This window comes from Psychrobacillus sp. Z16_25 (assembly GCF_056856695.1).
In genome coordinates this window covers 20471-42821 of the sequence record NZ_JBXEOV010000004.1, presented here as the reverse complement: position 1 = coordinate 42821, position 22351 = coordinate 20471, and the positions used below count along the sequence as shown (strand labels likewise).

At 35.9% G+C, this 22351-nt stretch carries 18 protein-coding genes; all 18 read left to right on the top strand.

Annotation, left to right across the window (positions count from 1 at the left end; all coding sequences use genetic code 11):
• Positions 1 to 74 precede the first annotated feature (74 nt).
• Positions 75 to 3767: a S8 family serine peptidase gene (locus AC1VU3_RS06070; protein ID WP_482983066.1), complete on the top strand. Its 3693-nt coding sequence runs from the start codon at positions 75 to 77 to the stop codon at positions 3765 to 3767.
• 424 nt (positions 3768 to 4191) lie between these two features.
• Positions 4192 to 5313: an S-layer homology domain-containing protein gene (locus AC1VU3_RS06065; protein WP_482983065.1), complete on the top strand. Its 1122-nt coding sequence runs from the start codon at positions 4192 to 4194 to the stop codon at positions 5311 to 5313.
• 225 nt (positions 5314 to 5538) lie between these two features.
• Positions 5539 to 6270, top strand: coding sequence for a hypothetical protein (locus AC1VU3_RS06060; protein WP_482983064.1), 732 nt, complete (start codon positions 5539 to 5541; stop codon positions 6268 to 6270).
• 291 nt (positions 6271 to 6561) lie between these two features.
• Complete coding sequence (locus tag AC1VU3_RS06055; RefSeq protein ID WP_482983063.1) at positions 6562 to 7275, top strand: YveK family protein; 714 nt, start codon at positions 6562 to 6564, stop codon at positions 7273 to 7275.
• A gap of 11 nt (positions 7276 to 7286) precedes the next feature.
• A complete protein-coding gene (locus AC1VU3_RS06050) occupies positions 7287 to 7988 on the top strand; it encodes a CpsD/CapB family tyrosine-protein kinase (protein WP_480389834.1) in 702 nt (233 codons plus the stop codon).
• Between the two features lie 62 nt (positions 7989 to 8050).
• Positions 8051 to 8818 carry a tyrosine-protein phosphatase gene (locus AC1VU3_RS06045; RefSeq protein ID WP_482983062.1) on the top strand — a complete coding sequence of 256 codons (768 nt, stop codon included), beginning with the start codon at positions 8051 to 8053 and terminating at the stop codon, positions 8816 to 8818.
• A 469-nt stretch (positions 8819 to 9287) separates the two neighbouring features.
• A complete protein-coding gene (locus AC1VU3_RS06040; RefSeq protein WP_482983061.1) occupies positions 9288 to 11129 on the top strand; it encodes a polysaccharide biosynthesis protein in 1842 nt (613 codons plus the stop codon).
• A 185-nt stretch (positions 11130 to 11314) separates the two neighbouring features.
• A complete protein-coding gene (locus tag AC1VU3_RS06035; protein WP_482983060.1) occupies positions 11315 to 12445 on the top strand; it encodes a DegT/DnrJ/EryC1/StrS family aminotransferase in 1131 nt (376 codons plus the stop codon).
• Entirely contained in the window at positions 12442 to 13089 is a 648-nt protein-coding gene (locus tag AC1VU3_RS06030; RefSeq protein ID WP_482983059.1) for a sugar transferase, read from the top strand. Before AC1VU3_RS06035 ends, AC1VU3_RS06030 begins: the two co-directional genes overlap by 4 nt.
• Positions 13086 to 13709: an acetyltransferase gene (locus AC1VU3_RS06025; RefSeq protein WP_482983058.1), complete on the top strand. Its 624-nt coding sequence runs from the start codon at positions 13086 to 13088 to the stop codon at positions 13707 to 13709. The genes AC1VU3_RS06030 and AC1VU3_RS06025 overlap by 4 nt, the downstream gene beginning before the upstream one ends.
• The gene (locus AC1VU3_RS06020; RefSeq protein WP_482983057.1) at positions 13706 to 14953 is read left to right on the top strand and encodes a glycosyltransferase family 4 protein; all 1248 of its coding nucleotides are present in this window, start codon (positions 13706 to 13708) and stop codon (positions 14951 to 14953) included. Before AC1VU3_RS06025 ends, AC1VU3_RS06020 begins: the two co-directional genes overlap by 4 nt.
• An 18-nt stretch (positions 14954 to 14971) precedes the next feature.
• Entirely contained in the window at positions 14972 to 16285 is a 1314-nt protein-coding gene (locus tag AC1VU3_RS06015) for a nucleotide sugar dehydrogenase (protein WP_482983056.1), read from the top strand.
• Between the two features lie 49 nt (positions 16286 to 16334).
• Complete coding sequence (locus AC1VU3_RS06010) at positions 16335 to 17552, top strand: polysaccharide biosynthesis protein (protein ID WP_482983055.1); 1218 nt, start codon at positions 16335 to 16337, stop codon at positions 17550 to 17552.
• A 34-nt stretch (positions 17553 to 17586) separates the two neighbouring features.
• Positions 17587 to 18774, top strand: coding sequence for an O-antigen ligase family protein (locus AC1VU3_RS06005; RefSeq protein ID WP_482983054.1), 1188 nt, complete (start codon positions 17587 to 17589; stop codon positions 18772 to 18774).
• 202 nt (positions 18775 to 18976) lie between these two features.
• Positions 18977 to 19279 carry a hypothetical protein gene (locus AC1VU3_RS06000; RefSeq protein WP_480389844.1) on the top strand — a complete coding sequence of 101 codons (303 nt, stop codon included), beginning with the start codon at positions 18977 to 18979 and terminating at the stop codon, positions 19277 to 19279.
• A gap of 418 nt (positions 19280 to 19697) precedes the next feature.
• Positions 19698 to 20480, top strand: a complete 783-nt coding sequence (locus AC1VU3_RS05995; protein WP_482983053.1) for a transporter substrate-binding domain-containing protein — start codon at positions 19698 to 19700, stop codon at positions 20478 to 20480.
• 24 nt (positions 20481 to 20504) lie between these two features.
• Entirely contained in the window at positions 20505 to 21665 is a 1161-nt protein-coding gene (locus tag AC1VU3_RS05990) for a saccharopine dehydrogenase family protein (RefSeq protein WP_480389846.1), read from the top strand.
• A gap of 23 nt (positions 21666 to 21688) precedes the next feature.
• A complete protein-coding gene (locus AC1VU3_RS05985; RefSeq protein WP_482983052.1) occupies positions 21689 to 22345 on the top strand; it encodes an amino acid ABC transporter permease in 657 nt (218 codons plus the stop codon).
• Positions 22346 to 22351 lie beyond the last annotated feature (6 nt).

Sequence of the window (22351 nt, the reverse complement as noted above, 5' to 3'; positions counted from 1 at the left end):
ATATGATAAATTCTATTATACGCACCAGGACTATTGTAAGAAATGGTGTTAATTAGAAAAATGGGGGGATAAGTTTGGCTACAATCAAAAAAACCTTGCTATTAACTGTGGTCTTTATGTTGGCATTCACCAGCTCTGTGTTCGGGATGTCACCGAACAATTCAAACAATCTACAGTTAAAGCAAAAAACAGAAAATGTTCTTCCGAAGAATCTGGCGAACCCAGAGAATCCGGATGAAAAAGTAAGAATTATAGTAGAGCTGACTAACGCTCCTACTATAGAAAAGGCTACACAAAGAGGTTTATTGTACAAAAAACTAAACAAAAATGAACGAAGAACGTTAGAAGAGAACGTAGAAGAAGAACAAGTAAGTGTACAAGCGACAATCGAGAAAGAAACTCCTTCTATAGAAGTGTTGGAGAGCTTCACGACTGTCTTTAATGGTTTTTCTGCAGAAGTAGAAGCGAAATTTGTGGAGGAAATAGCTGCAACACCTGGTGTTAAGGCAGTATATGAATCTACTAAATATGACCGCCCTTCTATCAAGCCAGAAATGGTTTACTCGAAAGAATTAGTACAAGCACAACAGGCTTGGAATGACTATAACTTCCGTGGGGAAGGGATGGTAGTGGGGATTATTGATACGGGAATCGATCCAAGTCATAAGGACATGATTCTTTCAGACAACGCCGCTGCTGAACTAACAGAGGAAGAAGTTAACTCCTTCTTAGCAAATGGAACACTGGAACAAGGTCAATTCTATACAGAAAAAGTTCCTTTTGGCTATAACTATATGGATGGTAACAATGAAATACTAGATTTAGGACCAGATGCTTCCATGCATGGTATGCATGTTGCTGGGACAGTTGGGGCTAATGGTGAGGAAGAAGGAAACGGAGTAAAAGGGGTGGCTCCTGAGGCGCAGTTATTAGCGTTAAAGGTTTTCGGCAATGACCCAGGCTTCTCTTCCACCTATGGAGATATTTATATCAAAGCAATCGACGATGCGATTAAGCTTGGCGCAGACGTGATCAACATGTCTTTAGGGGCGACGGCTGGTTTTGTGGATGATTCAAGTCCGGAGCAACAAGCAGTGAAACGTGCAACAGATAATGGTGTGTTAGTTGCAATCTCTGCAGGTAACTCAGCGCTATACGGAGATGGGTATTTTTATCCGCTTGCTGAAAACCAAGACTATGGTTTAACTGGATCACCAAGTGTATCAAGAGATTCCTTTGGTGTTGCATCCTTTGAAAATAGTTTCATCACTTCTTACAGCTTTAATTATCAAATCGATGGAGCAGCAGCTGGGCAAGCCTTATATTTATTAGCAAATGCAGCAGACCCAATGGAGAAATTCAATGGACCTGTAGAGGTGCTAGATGCTGGTATTGGTCAACCTAGCGACTTTGAAGGCAAGGATTTCACTGGAAAAATAGCATTGGTGGAACGTGGGACGATCGGTTTTGTTGATAAAGCTCTAAATGCTCAACAGGCAGGTGCAGCAGGAATCATTATCTATAATAATACAAGCGGAACGATCAACATGGCATCGGATCCAGCTATCAACATACCTTATCTATTCGCATTACAAAACGATGGGAAAAAACTGAAGGAAGCAATCAATGCTAATGGAACAGTAACCGTTTCATTTGAAGGTGAATTTATCGAAACTGCTAACCCGACGGCTGGAGAAATGAGTGCCTTTACCTCATGGGGACCAACTCCTAACTTGGACTTCAAGCCTGAAGTGACGGCTCCAGGAGGAAACATTTTCTCTACGTTAAATGACAATAAGTACGGAATCATGAGTGGAACTTCCATGGCTGCACCGCACGTAGCTGGTGGAGCAGCGCTGATTCTAGAAAGAATCGACAACGACTTTAACTTAGCGGATTCTGAAAGAGTTCGTTTAGCTAAAAACTTACTAATGAATACTGCAAAGCCTGTAGAGTTTAATCCTGGAGAATATGTATCTCCGAGACGTCAAGGAGCAGGATTAATGCAGCTTGCAAACGCATTAGCTACAGATGTAGTTGTGACAAATGAAGAAACAGGACTAGCAAAGGTTGCTTTAAAAGAAATTGAAAATAATAGCATTTCCTTTACTTTACAAGCGCAAAACTATTCAGATGAAGAAAAAACTTATGATGTGGATGTTGCTGTACAAGTAGATAACGCAACGTCTGTTGGTGGCGATGTGGTTACTGCTCCAAATCAAATCGGTTCCGCTGTTGTTACGGAGGATGTAGCGATTGATACACCTGAACAGCTGACAATCCCTGCAAATGGTTCGGCAACACTCACAGTTCAAGTAGATGTAGCAAATTTAGAAAGCTTAAAAGAAACCTTCACGAATGGATTCTTTGTGGATGGCTTTGTTACTTTAACGGATAGTAATGAAGAGGTAACTGGAAACGTACCTCTTACAGTTCCTTTCTACGGATTTAACGGAGAGTGGGACGATGCAAGAATCTTTGATTATTTCATGTGGGAAGCTAAAGCATATTGGGGATACACTGGATTAGTAGATGATCAAGGTAATTTTATCGATGGAGATGGAAGCTTTAACCCTGACTATTTCGGATTCTCTCCAAATGGAGATGGTCTAAGAGATAAGGCATTACCGGTCTTCTCTTTATTCCGAAACGTGAAAAATCTAAAAGTAGAAGTATTAAGTGCAGATGGAAAATCACTTCGAACAATTCGCACAGACCGAAACTTAACAAAGAATTACATTAGCTCAAACCCTTATAAATACAATAACAACTATGCTTGGGATGGAAAATTAAATAACCAATTAGCTGCAGATGGCGATTACTTCCTACAAGTTAGCGGAGTAATAGATTACGAGGGAGCAGAATGGCAATCCATTAAACTCCCGGTAAAAGTAGATACAGTAGCTCCTACTGCAGATGCAACTTTGAACCAAGAGACGAAAACCATCACAGTTGCTAATTTCCAGGACAATCAAAACGGTACTGGGGCAAGAAAATGGCAAGTGCTTGTGAACGGTGAAGTGGTAAGCGTTGATCAGGAGGATGACTACTTAGAAAGCTCCGAAACACAATTTACCATCACGCAAGATATCCAAGCGGATGACAAGCTGGAAGTAGTGTTTTTCGATGGTGCCTTTAATTCTACTACTCACTTGTTAGAAACGGAGAGAGAAGAAGAGGAGGAAGAGGATACAACAAAACCAGTCATCTACATCGACAGCCCGGCATATTTCGATGCTTTTAATAAGAGCAAAGTAGAAGTAAAGGGACGTGTAGAAGATGATTCGGCTATTGAAACGTTGACGATCAACGGAAAGAAAGCAGATAGTTTTGATGGAGAAAACTTCTCTCATACTTTGACGCTGAAGGATGGGGTACAGGATATCTCTGTAACAGCAATTGATGAATTTGAAAATAAAATGCAAATTAGTCGTAAAGTTTTTGTGGATACACAAGCTCCAAAGCTAACGATTAAAAGTATCTATCCGCTAATTACATTGAATGACAAGGTAAAAGTAAAAGTTTCCGTTCAAGATAACTTTGATGAAATCAGAGTGAGAGTAAACGGAGATGAGAGATTTGCCCAAGATCTTTCAGAGCCATATAAAATGGCAGGATTTAAGAAAGATTTAGAGCTAGAATTGTCCTTAGTAGATGGTAAAAATACCTTTGTAATTGAAGTAGAGGACTTAGTTGGTCACAAAACAACGAAAAAAATCGAAATAAGAAAGATGAAAAACATATTTGATAATTGGGGAAAGAAATAACAAGAGGAAATAAGTATTTAATATCCCCAAAAAGTTTCAGGAGTTCGGGTTTTCCCGAACTCTTTTTTTGTGAAGGGAATTTATAAATGCTTACGGGAAATTTTTATTAAAATACAAATCAACAAAACCTAAAAAAGTAAGAATAACTTTTTTGTTAGTAGATTTTAAGATTTTATTAAATTTTCAAATGAAACTAAATTATGCTAAATAATAAGCGATAGCTAAAAAAATTTCATGAATTCTAGAAAAAAATTTAAGATGCACCATTTTAAACTATAAAATAGCTCGACATTTATCTACAAAATTCCTCTTATTAGATTTTTTTATAGATTTATCTTTAACAGAATCAGGATATAGTGTGTTATTATTTACTAGAATTTGCTTCACTATTAAGAATATACTAACAAACAAGGAGGAATTTTAAGTGAAAAAATCTAATTATTTATCCAGTAAATTATTTAAGGCTGCCTTGGCTGCTTCTTTGGCATCCGGTGCTTTTGTTACAACTGCTTCGGTTAGTTCCAACGCTGCAGAAAACACCTTCAAAGATCTTCTTCCTTCAAACGGTCACTATGAGGCAGTGTTAGAATTAGCAGATCGCGGTATTATCAAAGGATTTGAAGATAATACCTTTAAGCCAAATGGATCTGTTACACGTGGACAAGCTGCGAAAATAATTGCCATGGCCCTAGAACTAGACACGATAGACGTTAAAAATCCAGGATTTGCGGATGTTAGTACTAATCATACTTACTACGGTCCTATCGCTGCACTTGTGAATGAAGGGATTATTACTGGTTTCACGGAAGACAATACATTTCGCCCAGGTGACACGTTGACGCGAGCACAAATGTCTAAAATACTATCGCTAGCTTTTAAACTTCCGGAAGCAACAGAAATAGATAATACTTTCACGGATGTAAAACCTCATCATTGGTATAAAGGGTATGTTCAGACTTTAGTAGACTTGGGAATTACAAAGGGTGCCACTGCGACAACCTTTGAGCCTGGATCACCAGTGAAACGCGGACAATTAGCGTCCTTTATTGTTCGTACAGAATCAAAAGTTCCTGATTCAGAAAATCCCATTATCATTCCAACACCTGGACCAGTTACGGAAGGGAATGTAGCTTTAAATTCTATGATTAAATCGGCTGTAGATGGGATAGACAGTTCACTAGAGGAGAAAATTGACCTAACATTAAATGATAAAACTATCCAGGTAAATATTAAAGATAATAGCACTACGATTGGTGAGTTTAATGAAGTTTCAAAACCGGTATTAGATGTATTCCATACAAATACGGTAGTGGAAACAGCGGTAATTACCTTGGTATCACCATTGGGCATTACCCAAACTATATCTGAAACTGCAGAAAATAATAATGGTATAAATTTAAATGACTTACTTGCAAAAGGTATGACTAAAGCAAATATTTCACCTACAAGCCCCATCGCATTCTTAACTGGATCAACAGTTTCCTTTACAGTTACGGGTACACATGATGTCAATCAAATAAATGACGTTTACTATTTTAAATTTTAATATAGGAAGAAAAAACAACCAGTTATCAAGTGGATAGCTGGTTGTTTTTCAAGATGCCTATTCAACTTCCCTACTAATCATAGCTGTTTTTTACTATATCTTTAGCTGTATAAACATTTAATATGGCAGGTTAAGTACAGGGTCCATTATCTCAAATTGTTATCTTGCCTACAGTTTGTAAATGCTTCATGGTAAACTGAAAAAAATGTGAAAAAGGGGAATTCTATGAAAAAAGGAAGAAAGACAAAAATCTTGCTCCTATCTTTTTTTGTTTTAATTGTGGCAGTCGGGGGATATTTACTTTATGAGTTTAAATTCAAACAGTATGATGTGGCGGACGGAGAAGTCGAAAAAATTGTGGAGGATCCATATATAGTAGAATTACCCGACGGAAGTAAAATTACTTTTGATTCAGAAGGAAATGTGAGCGAACTAGGTAAAGGAGAGGGAGAGAATCTTATAGAGGCTGAATCAGGTGATACCTCAGCTCAGAATTCTAATGCTACCAAATTGACAAGCTCAGCTGCTTCTGAGGAGACAGGAGATACTAAGAATATCTCAAACTCTCAAACTCCAACAAAAGCAGGAAAGAACAATGAGCAAGAGGCAACTGTAGCATCTATTAAACAGAAGTATGTTCCTATATTCAGTGAGCTCGAATCACAGGCAGACAAGAAAATAAGTGCATTAGTTGGACATGCAAAAAAAGAGTACCAGGATAAAAAAGCAAGTGGCGAGAGTATCGAGTTTGGATATTTTTATAACAAATATATGAGTTCGGCTAATAGCTTAGAGAAAAGCACGGACACCGTTTTTTATGGTGTATTGACAATGTTGGAAAACGATTTAGTGAAAAATGGCTTTGATAAGTCATATGCACAAAGCTTTAAGGAAGAATATGAGGAGAAAAAAAAGGCAAGAAGAGAAGGAATCTTGACTAAAGCTTTGGGCAACTAACAATTAATTAATGAGGAGACATTTTGTTAATTGCTACAATCAACTTCATGAGCATATAAGCAAAATGTCTTCTTTTAAGCCTTCTTGAAGGTTTTCTCTTTCTTGCCTGGCAATATAATAAAGTAGAATGTGGTAAATTCTTATTCTATAAAATTGTGAGAGTATACAATATTTTGGAGGGACTATGTTAATTATTAGCATGGTGAAAAGTGGGATCATGCTATGCTAGTGTGAATTTCATGCTAGGATTAGGATGCGTAAATTATGTAAAAGAAGGAGAAGTAAGCATACATGGAAGAAACTATCAGATTACAGGACTTCATGAAAGCCTTAAAGAAAAGAATATGGTTGATTATTAGCTTAGTGGCATTAGGAGTAATCATAGCTGGAGTAGTTAGTTATTTTCTAATAACTCCCGTATATCAGGCTTCTACACAAATATTAGTAAATAAGACAGACAATCTTGAGCAACAGCCATATAATTCACAGGAGATTCAAACGAATCTACAATTAATTAATACATATAATGTAATTATTAAAAGTCCTGCCATTCTTGGAAAGGTTATTGAGCAACTTGACCTTGATACTACTCCTGCTTCTTTGACAGAAAAAATTACAGTGACAAATGCTGAAAATTCTCAAGTAGTAAATATTACGGCTCAGGATACAGAGTATTATCAAGCAGTAGATATTGCAAACACCACAGCATCTGTCTTTCAGGATGAAGTGAAAAGACTGATGAATATGGACAATGTTAATATCCTTTCTCAGGCAGAGCATATGGAGGATCCATCTCCAGTGAAGCCCAATCCCATACTTAATATGGTGATTGGAGCGATAATCGGATTAATGATTGGTATGGGGCTGGCATTTTTAATGGAGTATCTAGATACTACAATTAAAAATGAGCAAGATGTTGAGGATATTCTAGGATTACCAATTTTAGGATTGATTAGTCCCTTTTCTAATAGCAAGCCCCTAGTTCAGTCTCGTAGACGAAAGTGAGTGTATAAAATATGTCCAAAAAGAAAAAAAATCTTCAACAGATTGCACGTAAATTAGTAGTGCTAACTGATCCAAAATCCTTTGTTTCTGAGCAGTTTCGTACGGCTCGAACTAATATAAACTTTTCGAGACCTGAGGGAGAACTTCGAACTCTATTATTCACCTCATCTTTACAGGCGGAGGGGAAGTCCACTGCATCAGCAAACTTAGCCTGCCTATTTGCACAAGAGGGAAAGAAAGTAGTTTTAATAGATGGAGATATGCGAAAGCCCACTGTGCAACACACATTTCATCAAACAAATACGATAGGCTTATCTAACGTTCTTACCAAGAAAACGGCCTTAAAAGAGGCAGTGAAGCAAACAGATATAGATAATCTCTTTGTTATTACAAGCGGACCAATCCCCCCTAATCCAGCTGAGTTGTTGAGTGGGAAAGTGATAGATGAAATAATCGAGGAGTTAAAGAACGATTTTGATTTGATTATTTTCGATGCTCCGCCATTGCTATCTGTAACAGACGCTCAAATTTTGGCGAATAAAAGTGATGGGACTATTTTGGTAATAAGTGCTGGTTCAACGGATAAGGAGAGTGCCATAAAGGCAAAAGAGCTGCTAACTGTTTCAAAAGCAAAAGTAATTGGAGCTATTCTAAATAACTTTAAATTAGAAAAGAACAGTTATTATCACCAATATTATGGAGATCAGGAGTAAAGGGAGTTAGTAGCCTTATGCTCCTTTTTACTATCTAATAGGAAGGGTAGTTGAGTTAGTGAATGATAGATATTCATAGTCATATATTATTTGGATTAGATGATGGTCCAAAAGATAAAGATGAATCGCTAAATCTGCTTGAAATGGCAGTGGAGGAGGGGATAACAGAAATAATCGCTACTTCTCATGCCATTCATCCTTTATTCCATGCAGATGGAGAGGAGGTTATTAGGCAAGTCAACCAACTGAATCAGGAAGTTAGCAATCTAAAGCTGCCTATTAAAATTCACTTGGGGCATGAGGTACGCTTAAGAGATGATTTAGTCATGCTTTTAAAAGAAAGGAAAATACATACTCTCGCAGATTCAAAGTATCTCTTGTTAGAATTACCCTCTCAAGGAATACCACCATATACAATAGATATCGTTCACGAGCTATCATTAATGAATATTATTCCTATTATCGCCCATCCTGAAAGAAATCGAGCGATTGCTGAGAATCCGACAAGATTAAAAAGACTTATTGACCATGGAGCGATTGCTCAAATTACCTCTGGAAGCTTGGCGGGACATTTTGGTAGAGCAATTCAAAAGCTCTCCATACAGTTGCTTAATGCTAATTTGGTTCATACATATGGCTCTGACGTTCATAATAGTCAATCTCGACCTTATAAATTTGATCAAGGACTGCGTCACCTAGAAAAGCATAAAATGCTAGATATGGTGGATGTGCTCCTAGAGAATAATGCCAGAATTATTGAAAATGAGGAAATAATACTTTTAGAGCCACAAGAATTCGAAAAAAAGAAATGGTGGAATCTATTTGCCTAAATAACCTATTGTAAAAAAAAGTTACTTAACTTTTAATTATATATTTGCCTAGGAAGGAACTTGAAATGAAAAGTTCTTTCCTTTTTTTATAGTCATAGATGAATATATTTCTCCAAGATTCCGTTAAATTCTTCACCAATTACCAGCAAAAAACGTTTTTTGACAAAAAAAGAATAGAAAGTCTTGCTTAATATGACAAAAAGGTTATTTTTAGTCGTAACCTACCAAAATTAGAATTAAAGTAAAAAGAAATAGTGTATATATTTCCTCATTAAAAATAATTAGTTTCCTTAATTGTGTAAAAAGGATTAAGTGATACTACCTAGTTATTTTTTCAATATATCTTCTCTTCCATTTTATTCCTTCAGTACCACTAAGGGCTGGTGTATAATAGCCAAATAGTAAATCTATAGTTAAATATTATGCTTAACTCTAGAAAATTTTTACACAAAACATGGAGGGATTTTGCATGTCTTTAAAAAAAAGGATGTCTTTACTTCTGTTAGTAGACTCAGTAATTGTGATTTCTTCCATTTACATTGGCTATTATTTACTTCATCCAATTGATAATCCCTTTACAAATCAATTTGTCCTGATAAGCTCTTTGACTATTTTTATATCACACCATGTTTGTGCAATGTATTTTGGACTTTACAGGAAGGTATGGTCATATGCTTCGATTCAAGAACTTATCTCCATTTTTAGGGCAGTCACGTTATCAATCCTAATTGTAGGAATTGTTCAGTTTGCTATTAGAGGTGATGTGTTATTTAGAACACTAGCTATTACATGGATGATTCATCTCTTACTAATTGGAGGCTCCAGATTATCATGGAGGATTTTTAAAGACTTCTTTGGACAAAAAAAGGAAAAGCTTTGTTCAAAAAAGAGAACTTTAATCATTGGTGCAGGGTCTGCTGGGACAATGATTACTAGACAGCTATTAAAAAATACAGATTCCCCTCTGATCCCTGTTGCTTTTTTAGATGACCAGCCTACGAAGAAGGGGCTAGAAATTTTTGGGATACGTGTAGTAGGTGGTACGGATATTATTAGGGACGTTGTGAAGGATTTGGATATTGAGCATATTATCGTTGCCATTCCTTCTTTAGACAAGGCATCTAGTTCTTTGCTGATGAGAAAGTGCTTAGATACTGGTATCCATACGCAAATAATGCCACTAATTGAAGACTTACTAACAGGCAAGGTTTCAATAAATGAAATTCGAGATGTGCGAATCGAGGACTTACTTGGACGTGATGAGGTGGAACTGGACTTAGATTTAATAGCCTCTAAAATTTCAAACAAAACTATACTAATTACCGGTGCAGGGGGATCTATTGGATCTGAAATATGTAGACAGGTTGCTGAATTCAATCCTAAAAGACTTTTGTTACTTGGCCATGGAGAAAACTCTATTTATACCATAGACATGGAATTAAGAAAAAAAGTTTCAGTAAACACAGAAATTATTCCCATTATTGCAGATGTACAAGACAGAAACCGAATTTTTGAGATAGTTGCAGATTATAAACCTGATGTGATTTATCATGCAGCTGCACATAAGCATGTTCCTTTAATGGAATATAACCCAATGGAAGCAGTTAAAAACAATATATTTGGAACAAAGAATGTTGCAGAGGCTGCAGATAAGTTTGGAGTGGGTCACTTCGTTTTAATCTCTACCGATAAAGCAGTGAATCCTCCGAATATAATGGGCGCAACTAAGCGTTTTGCTGAGATGATTATTCAAAATATTGCGAGATTTAGTGAGGCAAAATTCGCCGCAGTAAGGTTTGGAAATGTACTTGGTTCACGTGGTAGTGTGGTGCCTTTATTTAAAAAGCAAATTGCAGAGGGTGGACCAATCACCGTAACGGATCCAGAAATGACTCGTTATTTTATGACAATACCTGAGGCTTCGAGATTAGTCATACAAGCAGGAACCCTTGCGCAGGGTGGCGAGGTTTTTGTTCTAGATATGGGAGAGCCAGTAAAAATTGTTGACCTAGCTAAAAATTTAATTAGACTATCGGGATTCAGTGAAGAAGAAATTGGTATTCAATTCTCTGGCATTAGACCTGGAGAAAAGCTATATGAAGAACTGCTAGACGAGGATGAAATTCAAAGTAAATATATTCATCCGAAGATTCATATCGGGAAAGCAACGCCAATTAGCGAGTTGGAATTAATTTATATATTAGAAAAGCTCCCTAACATGACAATAGAGGAATTAAAGAATACCTTAATAGGTCTTGCAAATCGGAAAAATGTAGAAGAACTAATTAATCAACTGGCTAGAGAGGCCTAATAGGAATATAACTCCTATTGTAAGAGTAACTATTGAAGACTCAAAGATTGATTGAGTATTAGCTAGAAGAGAAAAAGCTCGCTCAAATAGCAATAAACTAAAATGTCGTAATAGAAAATTCAATCAATATAATATTAGAAACTGTCTATAAAACTATTATTTAGTAACGGAAGGAAGCTTGAAAGATGTTATCGACTAGACCGAAAGAAAGAATATTTCTTTCTTCACCACATATGAGTGAGGAAGGTTATGAGTTGCAATATATACAGGATGCATTTGATACAAATTGGATAGCTCCTCTAGGAGAAAATGTAGATGGTTTTGAAAGAGAAATAGCTAAAAAGGTTGGAACAAGGGCAGTGGCTGCTCTTTCTTCTGGAACAGCTGCTCTTCATTTAGCTCTGAAGGCAGCAGGGGTAGAAGAGGGAGATATTGTTTTTTGTCCTACATTGACTTTTTCAGCTACCGCAAATCCAATTATTTATCAAAAAGCAATTCCTGTCTTTATCGATAGTGATCATGAAACATGGAATATAAGTCCCAAAGCATTAGAAGAGGCATTCGAAAAGTATCCTAACGTTAAGGCTGTAATTGTGGTCCACTTGTATGGTTTATCCGCAGATATGGATAAAATCATGGAAATTTGTAACAGACATAACGTAGCGGTTATTGAGGATGCGGCAGAGTCTCTGGGAACTTATTATAAAGGGAAGCACACAGGCACATTTGGTGATTATGGTATTTTCTCTTTTAATGGGAATAAAATCATCACGACTTCTGGTGGTGGGGTACTTATTTCAGATAATGAAGAACGTATTGCAAAGGCAAGATTTTGGGCAACTCAATCAAGAGATCCAGCAAGGCATTACCAGCATAGCGAATTAGGATTTAACTATCGGATGAGCAATGTCGTAGCCGGAATTGGTAGAGGGCAGCTGAAGATTCTAGAACAAAGAGTCAAAAAGAAAAACTATATTTTCGAATTTTACAAGCGAGAGCTTGAAGAATTAGACTCCATTGAATTTATGCCAAGTAATAGCTGGAATGAACCTAATTATTGGTTAAGTTCCATCGTCTTAACTGGTCACATAAGACCAAGAGATATCATGGATGCTCTTGAACAAGAAAATATTGAATCCAGACCTGTTTGGAAACCAATGCATATGCAGCCGTTCTTTGAAAAGTATGATTATATTGGAAGTGATTTTTCGGAGAAGCTCTTTGAAAATGGGGTATGTTTGCCTTCGGACACGAAAATGTCAGACGAGGACCTAAATAGAGTATGTAACATTATAAAAGGGCTGTGGCTAAAATGAAGAACAAGTCAAAAGGTGGTATTTATAAGAAGTTTATGAAAAGGCCGATGGATTTTATTCTTTCTTTAATTGCCATTCTTGTTCTCAGTCCAATACTTGTAGTAGTAGCTAGTTTAGTCAGAGTGAAGCTTGGGAGTCCTATCTTATTTAAACAGCCAAGACCAGGGCTAAATGAAAAGATTTTCATGATGTATAAATTTAGAACGATGACGGATGAAACTGATGCCAATGGAAACTTGCTCCCAGATAATATTAGGCTAACTAAGTTTGGAAGATTTCTTCGTTCTACCTCACTAGATGAATTACCCGAACTCTTTAATATTTTAAAAGGTGATATGTCAATCATAGGCCCTAGACCACTATTAGTTCAGTATCTTCCACTCTATAATGAACAGCAAAAACGTAGACATGAGGTTCGACCAGGATTATCAGGACTAGCTCAAGCTAACGGAAGAAATGCTATTAGCTGGGAAGATAAATTTGATTTAGATGTTCAATACGTAGATAATGTGAGCTTTATTGGGGATTGGAAAATTATCATGTTGACGATTAAAAAAGTTTTAGTGAGAGAAGGCATCAGTTCTACTTCTTCAGAAACTATGGAACCATTTAAAGGAACAAAGAAGGAAAGAGTCCAGGTATGACAAAGAAACTTTTAATAATTGGTGCGAGTGGGCATGGAAAAGTGCTTGCAGATATTGCTTTAAAAATGGATAAGTGGAAAAGTATTGCATTTTTAGATGATGATGAAGAGCTAAAATCTGTCATGGGGCTAGAGGTACTAGGATCCTCAAGAGATTTTATTAAGTACATGGACTACTATGAGATGTTCGTAGGTATTGGAAACAATATAACGAGAAAAAAGATTCATTTAATCCTTGAAAAAGCAGGTGTAAATATTCCAGTACTCATTCATCCAGATTCTACTATAGGAGAACAAGTTGAAATTGGTAGTGGATCTGTTGTAATGGCTGGAGTCGTAATTAATTGTTGTACCAAAATAGGAAAAGGTTGCATCATAAACACGGGTTCCACAATAGATCATGACAATCGTATAGAAGACTTTGTTCACATTTCACCAGGTGCGCATCTTGCGGGAACTGTCAATGTTGGGGAAGAATCTTGGTTAGGTATTGGAAGTATTGTAAGTAATAACATAAATATTATAGCAAAATGTAATATCGGTGCTGCAGGTGTAGTTATTAGCGATATAACGGTGCCAGGGACCTATGTAGGAGTTCCTGTTAGGAGAGTAAGAGGATGAAAAGAAATATTTGGATTATAAATCACTATGCGACAAGTATGTTCAAGGATAAAGCGGGCAGACATTTCTGGTTTGCAGAAAGTTTGAGGGAGAAAGGGTACCTCCCTACTATATTTTGTGCTTCAACTATCCATAACAGTAACGAGAATATCCTTACAAATGAGAAATTATATAGTACCGAAACTGCTAATGGCATCCCATTTACCTTTGTCAAAACACCAACCTATATAGGAAATGGGAAGCAAAGGATAAAAAATATGTTGGCTTTTTATAAGAATATTCTTTCTGTAGGGAAAGAATATGCAGCGAAACACGGAAAGCCAGATATCATACTTGCTTCTAGTGTCCATCCGTTAACGTTAGTCGCTGGGATCAAGCTTGCAAAAAAATTCGGTATTAAATGTATTTGCGAGGTAAGAGATTTGTGGCCAGAAAGCATTGTTGCCTACGGTAGTTTAAAAAGGGACAGTTTAATCGCGAAGACCTTATATAAAGGTGAAAAGTGGATATATAAAAATGCTGATTCTATTATTATGACTTGGGAAGGTGGCAAAGATTATATTATTCATCAAGGCTGGGATGCTGAGATAGATTTATCCAAGGTCCATCATATTAGCAATGGCGTTGTGATTGATACTTTTGATTTAAACAGTGAACTATTTCAAGTTTCCGATCCAGATTTAGATAATCAAGATTATATAAACATTGTCTATGCTGGTTCTATTCGAAAGGTTAACAATCTTGGAATGTTGTTGGAAGCTGCAAAAATTATTCAACATAAGGGTCTAGATGACGTAAGATTTTTAATTTATGGTTCTGGTGACGAGGAAGAACTATTAAAGAAAAGATGCAGCGAGGAAAAAATAACGAATGTTCTATTCAAAGGTCGAGTAGAAAAAAAATATGTACCTTCCATTCTTAAAAAAGCAGATGTAAATATACTACATAATTCTAGTACAAGTCTAGATAAATACGGTCAAAGTCAGAATAAGTTTTTTGAGTATTTGGCTGCAGGTAAATGTATTGTTCAAACATATACGACGGGCTATAGTATTTGCCAAAAATACGAATGTGGCATTAGTGCGACAATCCAAAATGCTGAGGAAATTGCTAAAGCAATTGAACGGGCAATAACAAATAAGCATGAGCAAATATTAATGGGAGAAAATGCGAGAAGGATTGCATATGAGTTTGACTTTAATAAGTTAACCGAAAAATTAATTGGTGTGATAGAGAATGCTTGATATAGGAGAGATAATTAGATGACCCTTTATGAGAAACTAACAAGTAATATAGAAAAAATTTCAGTTATTGGATTAGGATATGTTGGTCTGCCTCTTGCTATTGAGTTAGCAAAAAAGTTTAGCGTGATAGGTTTCGATGTAAATAAAAAGAAGTTGGATAAATATTTAGCTGGAATTGATATAACAGACGAAGTTGGGGATGAAGCGATAAAAAGTTCAACAGTGGTATTTTCTAATGAAGAAGCTATTTTGAGAGACTGTAAGTTTCACATAGTGGCTGTTCCAACTCCAATAAATAGTGATAAAACACCAGATTTAAATCCGGTAATCGAAGCAAGTAAAACGATTGGCAGAAATCTAACGAAGGGTTCAATTGTTGTATATGAATCAACAGTATATCCCGGGACTACAGAGGAAGTTTGTATTCCGGTTTTAGAAAAGGAGTCAGGCCTGAAGTTTGGTGTGGATTTTACAGTTGGTTATTCACCTGAACGTATTAATCCAGGTGATAAAGTACATACATTAACAAAAATTACGAAGGTAGTCTCTGGTTCAGATGAAAGTACACTTGACATAATTTCAAAAGTTTATGGAGCTATCATAGAAGCGGGGGTCCACCAAGCCGAATCTATCAAAGTGGCAGAAGCCTCAAAAGTAATTGAAAATTCTCAAAGAGATATTAATATTGCCTTTATGAATGAATTATCTATGGTATTCAATAAAATGGATATCGATACAAAAGCTGTACTAGAGGCTGCTGGTACCAAGTGGAACTTTCTAAGATTCACACCCGGTTTGGTAGGAGGACATTGTATTGGAGTAGATCCATACTATTTTACTTATAAGGCTGAGCAATTGGGATATCACTCTCAAATTATTTTAGCTGGCAGAAAAATTAATGATGATATGGGGATATATGTTGCACAAAACATTATTAAGAAATTAATAAAGGCTGAGCAACCTATAAAAGGCGCAAAAGTTGCCATCTTAGGTATTACGTTTAAAGAGAATTGTTCTGATGTAAGAAATACGAAGGTCATCGATATTATTAAAGAACTTGAAGAGTTTGGTGTAGAAGTAATAGTGCATGATCCGGTTGCAGATAAGGAGGATGTTTGGAACTCCTATAGAATACACCTTGTAGACAAGGCAGATTTAAAAGATTTAAATGCCGTAGTATTAGCAGTGAATCATTATATTTTTAAAGAAGAGTACAATTTAAACTATTTAAGTGAGTTATATCAAAATGAAAATAAAGTTCTTATAGATATAAAAGGACTTCTAAATAGAAAAGAGTCAGTATCCAGAGGATTTGTTTATTGGAGTTTATAGAAAAGAAAAATATTCCTTATTGTATTTAATGAAGAAGGAAGATGTTTAGTTGAAGCGCGGACTATTAGAAAAAATAAAATATTATTTAAAATATAGAACAGTATTGATTGAATTCCTAATCAACATCTTTTCATTTTCACTGCTTATTATAGTTCAACAAATCATAGCCTTGCCCTTTATTTCAAGAAACTATGATATTGATACTTTTGGAAAAATAGTATTAGCTTTTGGAATAATTAATATCATTACCTCAATGTTGGGCTTCAGTATTGGAAATGCTAGACTTCTTGATCAAAAGTTCTATAATTTTCTTTATAAAAAATTGCTTATAGCGAGTAATTTACTATCAATGGTAATTGGATTTATTGTTTATATAGTTATCTTTTCCACCAATTATTTAGAGGCCCTTCTTTTTGGTGTCATTTGTTTATTAGGTAACGTTCGATATTTTTTTATTTCCGAATATCGTATTAAAGACAATCACAAAGGGATATTGAAACAAAATGTCTATTATTTTCTAGGAACTGTTTTGGGTGTTATTGCATTTTATTATTCACGTAACTGGTTAGTCATTTTCCTATTCGCTGAAATTGTATCTGTGATAGCCACCTATTATATAACCTTAAAAACTGATTTCTTTAAATTATTTAAAGATAAAAGCCCTTTAAGTTCCACTAATTCATTTCAATTAATGTTTAATAATGGTGTGTCCTATTCATTGACCCAGTACGATCGGTTTGTTATTTTCCCTATACTGGGAGCTGGAAATGTTAGTTTATATTATTCAACGTCTATTTCAGCAAGAATTGGTTCCCTAATTATGAATCCATTATCAAACTTTATTTTAGGTAAATTAGCTATAAGTAAGGAAAGCATAAATAAGAAAACTGTTAATATAACGATACTTTGTTCTATAGTGGTGGCCTTATTTTACTTTCTATTGACTGTATTAACTACTCCTTTACTAGTTTATTTATTATACCCGAGTTTTTTATTACAAATAGAAGACCTTATTATTCCTATATGTCTCGGAACTGCACTAATGGGAGGTGTAGATGTTTTAAAGCCGGTAATTATGAAATATCAAGGTGTGAAATATTTTAATAAAGTATTTTTAGTGTATGGGATCATACTGATAGTTACATCCGTACTCTTATGTATTAGCTACGGGTTAATTGGGGTAGCTATTGCTAAGGTTATTGCTAGTTTGTTGTTATTTATCTATTTACCTATTAGCTTGAAATTTTACTCATCTAAAATAGGGTAAGGTATAATATATTTTATAAAAAAGGATTTTTTACATGCCAATTATGAAAGTAGCTTTGTTAGTATTAGTTTTAACCTATTTATCGGGAACTTTTACGTTAAATAGATTAAATCTTGGAATAACTATGGAAGTAAGATATATTTTGTTTGTCATATTCCTATTAGTCTGTTTATTAGGTGCAACCAAAGTTACGGTGAAAGGAACGCGTATAAGAGATAACTTAGTAGTGTTTCTGCTAACGCTAATCTTTTATGTATTTCTTTCTGCCATTTCTCTGTTTTATACATTAGCTCCAAATATGGCAGTTGGTAAGTTTGTGAGTTTACTCTTTTTGCTAATGCTGTTATTCGGTACGGTATTCATTGTCCGACGAATGAGTCCGCGAGATTTCTTTTCTGTCCTTTCAACATTTTTTATAGTAATTGGTGTTTGTTATGCGATTCCCGTGATTTTCAGTGTCTTATCAGGGGCATCAAGGGGGGACGTTAATCTAAGTGGTCCAAATGTAACGACAAGGATTTTGTTTTTTGCTACTTGTGCTACCCTGTATAAGTATTCTTTTCAGAAAAAGATTTGGTATTTAATAGCTATCCTGTTTTTCCTAGCAAGTATCGTATTAGTAGGATCAAGAGGTGGCCTTGTTGGTGCAGCTGGTGTATTCCTAATAATGTTTTTAATAAAGAAATTATTTGTAGGGAAAATAAAAACGAATAATAGATTAACTTTAAAAAAATTATTGCTGATTCCCTTATGCATAGCTATTGTGTACTTTATTTATGAGCCAGTAAAAAAAGTATTTATGGAAAGAATTATTGGCGTCACATTTGATGGAAATAAAGTTTATACCTCTGGAAGAGATATCATCTATGAGGATGCAATAGAGATGATAAAAGAAAAACCGTTCTTTGGATTTGGGATAGATTCCTTTACAGTGCATACAGGCCATGTATATCCACATAATTTATTGTTAGAAATGATGGTGGAAATTGGCCTTCTTGGAGCTTTCGTTTTTTTTATCTTTTTATTGTATTCTATTATTTTAATTTTTAGATTTAGAAAATCTCCTCTATTTGTTTTTTCTGGCCTACCTTTATATATGATCTTGGTCCAAATGTTTTCTGGAGAATTTTATGATTTTAGATATTATTTCTTATGGAGTATTCCATTATTAATGTACGGTGCTGTTAGCAAAATGGAAACAACTCATTCGCTAAATAAGTAGGATGGTTTTTGAAACTAGGAAATGCCTTTCAGACTTTTCGTCAGAAAGGCATTTCCTCTTTTTGATTTTTAATTTATTTTCAAGTAAGGTACCGTCAAACTTAATCTTTTCAGTAGATAAATATATATCACCATAATAATTTTTTGAAATAGAAGGAAATTGCCCTTTTTTGTCGAATTACGGATAAAACAGGAGGGTTAGCATGAATTTTATCATAGGTATATATAATGATAGTTTGGTTGTAAATGAGTATGTTGAAATACTTGGAGAAGTGAAAGGACAAGTAGTTGTAGAAAAGGGTGGGAAAATGGACCTGCACGGTGTAATAAATAATAACTTAATCATCAGAGAGGGAGCAGCTGTTTTTATTCAAAAAGGCGCACAGGTGATTGGCGATATTGTTAATGATGGGGGTCAACTTCAAATATTAGGAGCTATTTATGGGACAGTTCTGAATAAGTCTGGGAAAACGGTTGTAGAAGAGGATGCTTATATAAGTGGTTAAGATTTTTATATAGATTATATTATTGGTCGAGCTTTTTTTGTAAAAAGGAGGTGGAAGCTTCATTGTAGAAATACATTGTGTGCGCTATTTTAGTCTTCTAAAGGAATTAATTTAACAATTAAGAGAGAATAGCTCTGCTTTCCAATTTGTATGGATGAACACAGTTGAAAATTTCGGAGATTGTAGATTTGGGAGAATATAGTGTGATTGCTGTGTTGCCATTAGCATTTTTTGAGGATTGATGAAACATTAAGATTATTAATGAAAAACTATAAGAAACCGTAGAACAAGATACTTGTTCTACGGTTTTTTTATGTTTATTAGTTTATCTGTTAATAAAAGTGATTCTTAACGAATACATTGTAGGAAAGGAAGTAGTGTTGATGATTTCCTCAATCTTATATAAGGAGGACAAGCTTTGAAGAAGAATATCATGTTGGTGATTATTACGGTTTTTGTCTTAGCGATTGTTGCAGGCTGCGGTTCTGGAGAAGGTAAAGTACTAGAACGCATGGAGAAAACGAAGACGCTGAATGTTGCGTTTGAAGGAACATATCCACCGTTTAACTATTTAGATGACAAAGGTGAATTAACTGGCTTTGATGTAGATATTTCAAATGAGCTTGCAAAAAGATTAGGCGTGAAGGTTAACTTTATCACTTCTAAGTGGGAAGGTTTAATAGGCGGTTTGAAGGCAGATAAGTTCGATATTATTATTGGTCAAATGACTGTGACAGAGGAAAGGAAAAAGAGTGTAGATTTCACAGATCCCTATGTGATTACAGGCTCGGTGTTAATCACCCGTGAGGAAACGAATGATATTAGTAAGCTCGAAGACATCAAGGGGAAAAAAGTTGGTGTTGGCGGTGGGACAACCTTTGAGGAAATTGCAAGGAGTGTAGATGGCGCGGATGTAAAGCTCTATAAAGCATTTACGGATTACTTAGAGGATCTTAAAAATGAAAGATTAGATGTGATCATTAATGACCAGCTGTTAATGAGCTATAACATAAAAGAAAATAAGCTGCCGATCAAGGTTGCGAGCGAGATTCTGAAGGTGGACGAGGTTGGAATGGCAATTAATAAGGGGAATGAAGACTTTGTAGAGAAGGTAAATGAGGCGTTACGTGAGATGAAAGAGGATGGGACCTATAAAGAGATTTATAAAAAATGGTTTGGCTCAGATCCTGTGGAGCAATAAAAACGCTTAGGGGGGAAATAAAATTTGCATATTGTAGTTTTAGGTACAGGAATGATTGGGACAACCGTCGTAGGTGAGCTTGCTACATTCCCTGAAATCAAATTCATCACAGCGGTGGATGTCAGACAAGAAAGCATTGATCGATGTTTAGAAATCGCCAATAGTACAAAAGTGAATGGAAGGGTTGCCTCCTTAGAGACGATGGAAGGTATAGCGGAAGTATTGAATGGTGCGGATGTGGCGGTTGCTTGTCTTCCTCATTCTCTGAGTCTCCTTGCTATACAAGCAGCAATAGAATCCAAGTGTCACTTGGTAGATTTAGTAGGTTCTTTATTCAAAGAAAAGCTGGAACTGATGGACGCGGCGAGGGATGCAGGGGTGATTGTCGTTCCGGGATGTGGTGTTGCACCTGGTATAACGAACTTTTTGGCTGCACAAGGAATTGAGATGCTAGACGAAGCAGAAGAGGCAATCATGATTTGTGGAGGAATTCCGAGACATCCAGTGCCGCCTTTGTGGTATCAGGTCGTTTTTAGATTGGAAAGTGTGCTAGGTCTATATACAAAGCCTGCCATTGCGGTTGAAAATGGTCAGCTAGTAGAGTTAGCTCCATTATCGGGATTAGAAAAGATGACATTCCCTCAGCCCGTAGGTGATTGTGAAGCAGTCATTACGGATGCGCATAGTACCGCCTATGTATTGAAGGATAAGGTGAAAAATCTATATGAGAAAACGGTTAGGTATCCTGGACATTGGAGCAAGATGAATGTTTTAGGAGAGCTAGGCTTTCTAGACAATAAACCTATTTCGGTAGCAGGATTTACTACAACTCCTCGAGCAGTTGCAGAACAAATTTTAGCGCCTAAAATGGTTGGTGCCTCACACGAGGATGTAACGGTGCTAAGAGTTGAAGTTAGTGGAATGAAGGATGGACAAGCTACTAAATTTACATGGGAAATGGTGGATGAATACGACGGGGAGCGAAATATTACGTCAATGGCTAAAACGACTGCCATTCCTGCAGTGATTATGGCGAAATGGATAGTAGCTGGGAAAATCATAGAGACAGGGGTTGTACCGGTAGAGAGCCTCATTGTTAGGGAAAGATTTGAGCCGTTTATGGAGGAGTTGAACCGCCTGGGTGTGCACATTCATTTTAAAGAAGAGGTTTTGTCAACCTTGTAAATAGTAGAAAAGGAGGTAGAGCTATGGATGTTACGATAATTATTGATTCCTTGCCATCCTTACTGAATGCAACGCTCATGACTATTTTTTTAGCAGCCATATCTATTGTAATAGCACTAATTATTGGTTTTTTCGCTGCCATTATAAGAATACTGAAAGTAAAAGTATTAAACGGCATTGCCACTGCATATGTATCCATCATCCGTGGAACTCCCTTACTTGTTCAAATATTTGTTATCTACTACGGCTTACCGCAAATCGGACTCTCTTTAGATCCGATATCCTCTGGGATTATGGCTTTAAGCTTAAATGCAGGCGCTTATTTATCAGAATCGTTTAGAGCTTCTATTCTTGCTGTCGATCAAGGCCAAATGGAAGCATCGCTCGCAATGGGGATGACGTATTCTCAAGCATTAAGGAGAATTATCCTCCCGCAAAGTCTTCGAATTTCTATTCCTACCTTATCCAACACATTTATCGTGCTAATCAAGGATACTTCCCTTGTCTCGGTCATTACTGTCACGGAATTATTGCAGATGTCGAGCTTGATTATAGCGAAAACATTTGAACCACTTACCATCTATTTAATAGCTGCGGCCATCTATTGGTTATTAATAACCTTCTTCACAACCATTCTAGATAAGTTAGAAGTTCGTACTTCCAAGTACTTGGTTCGGTAAATACGA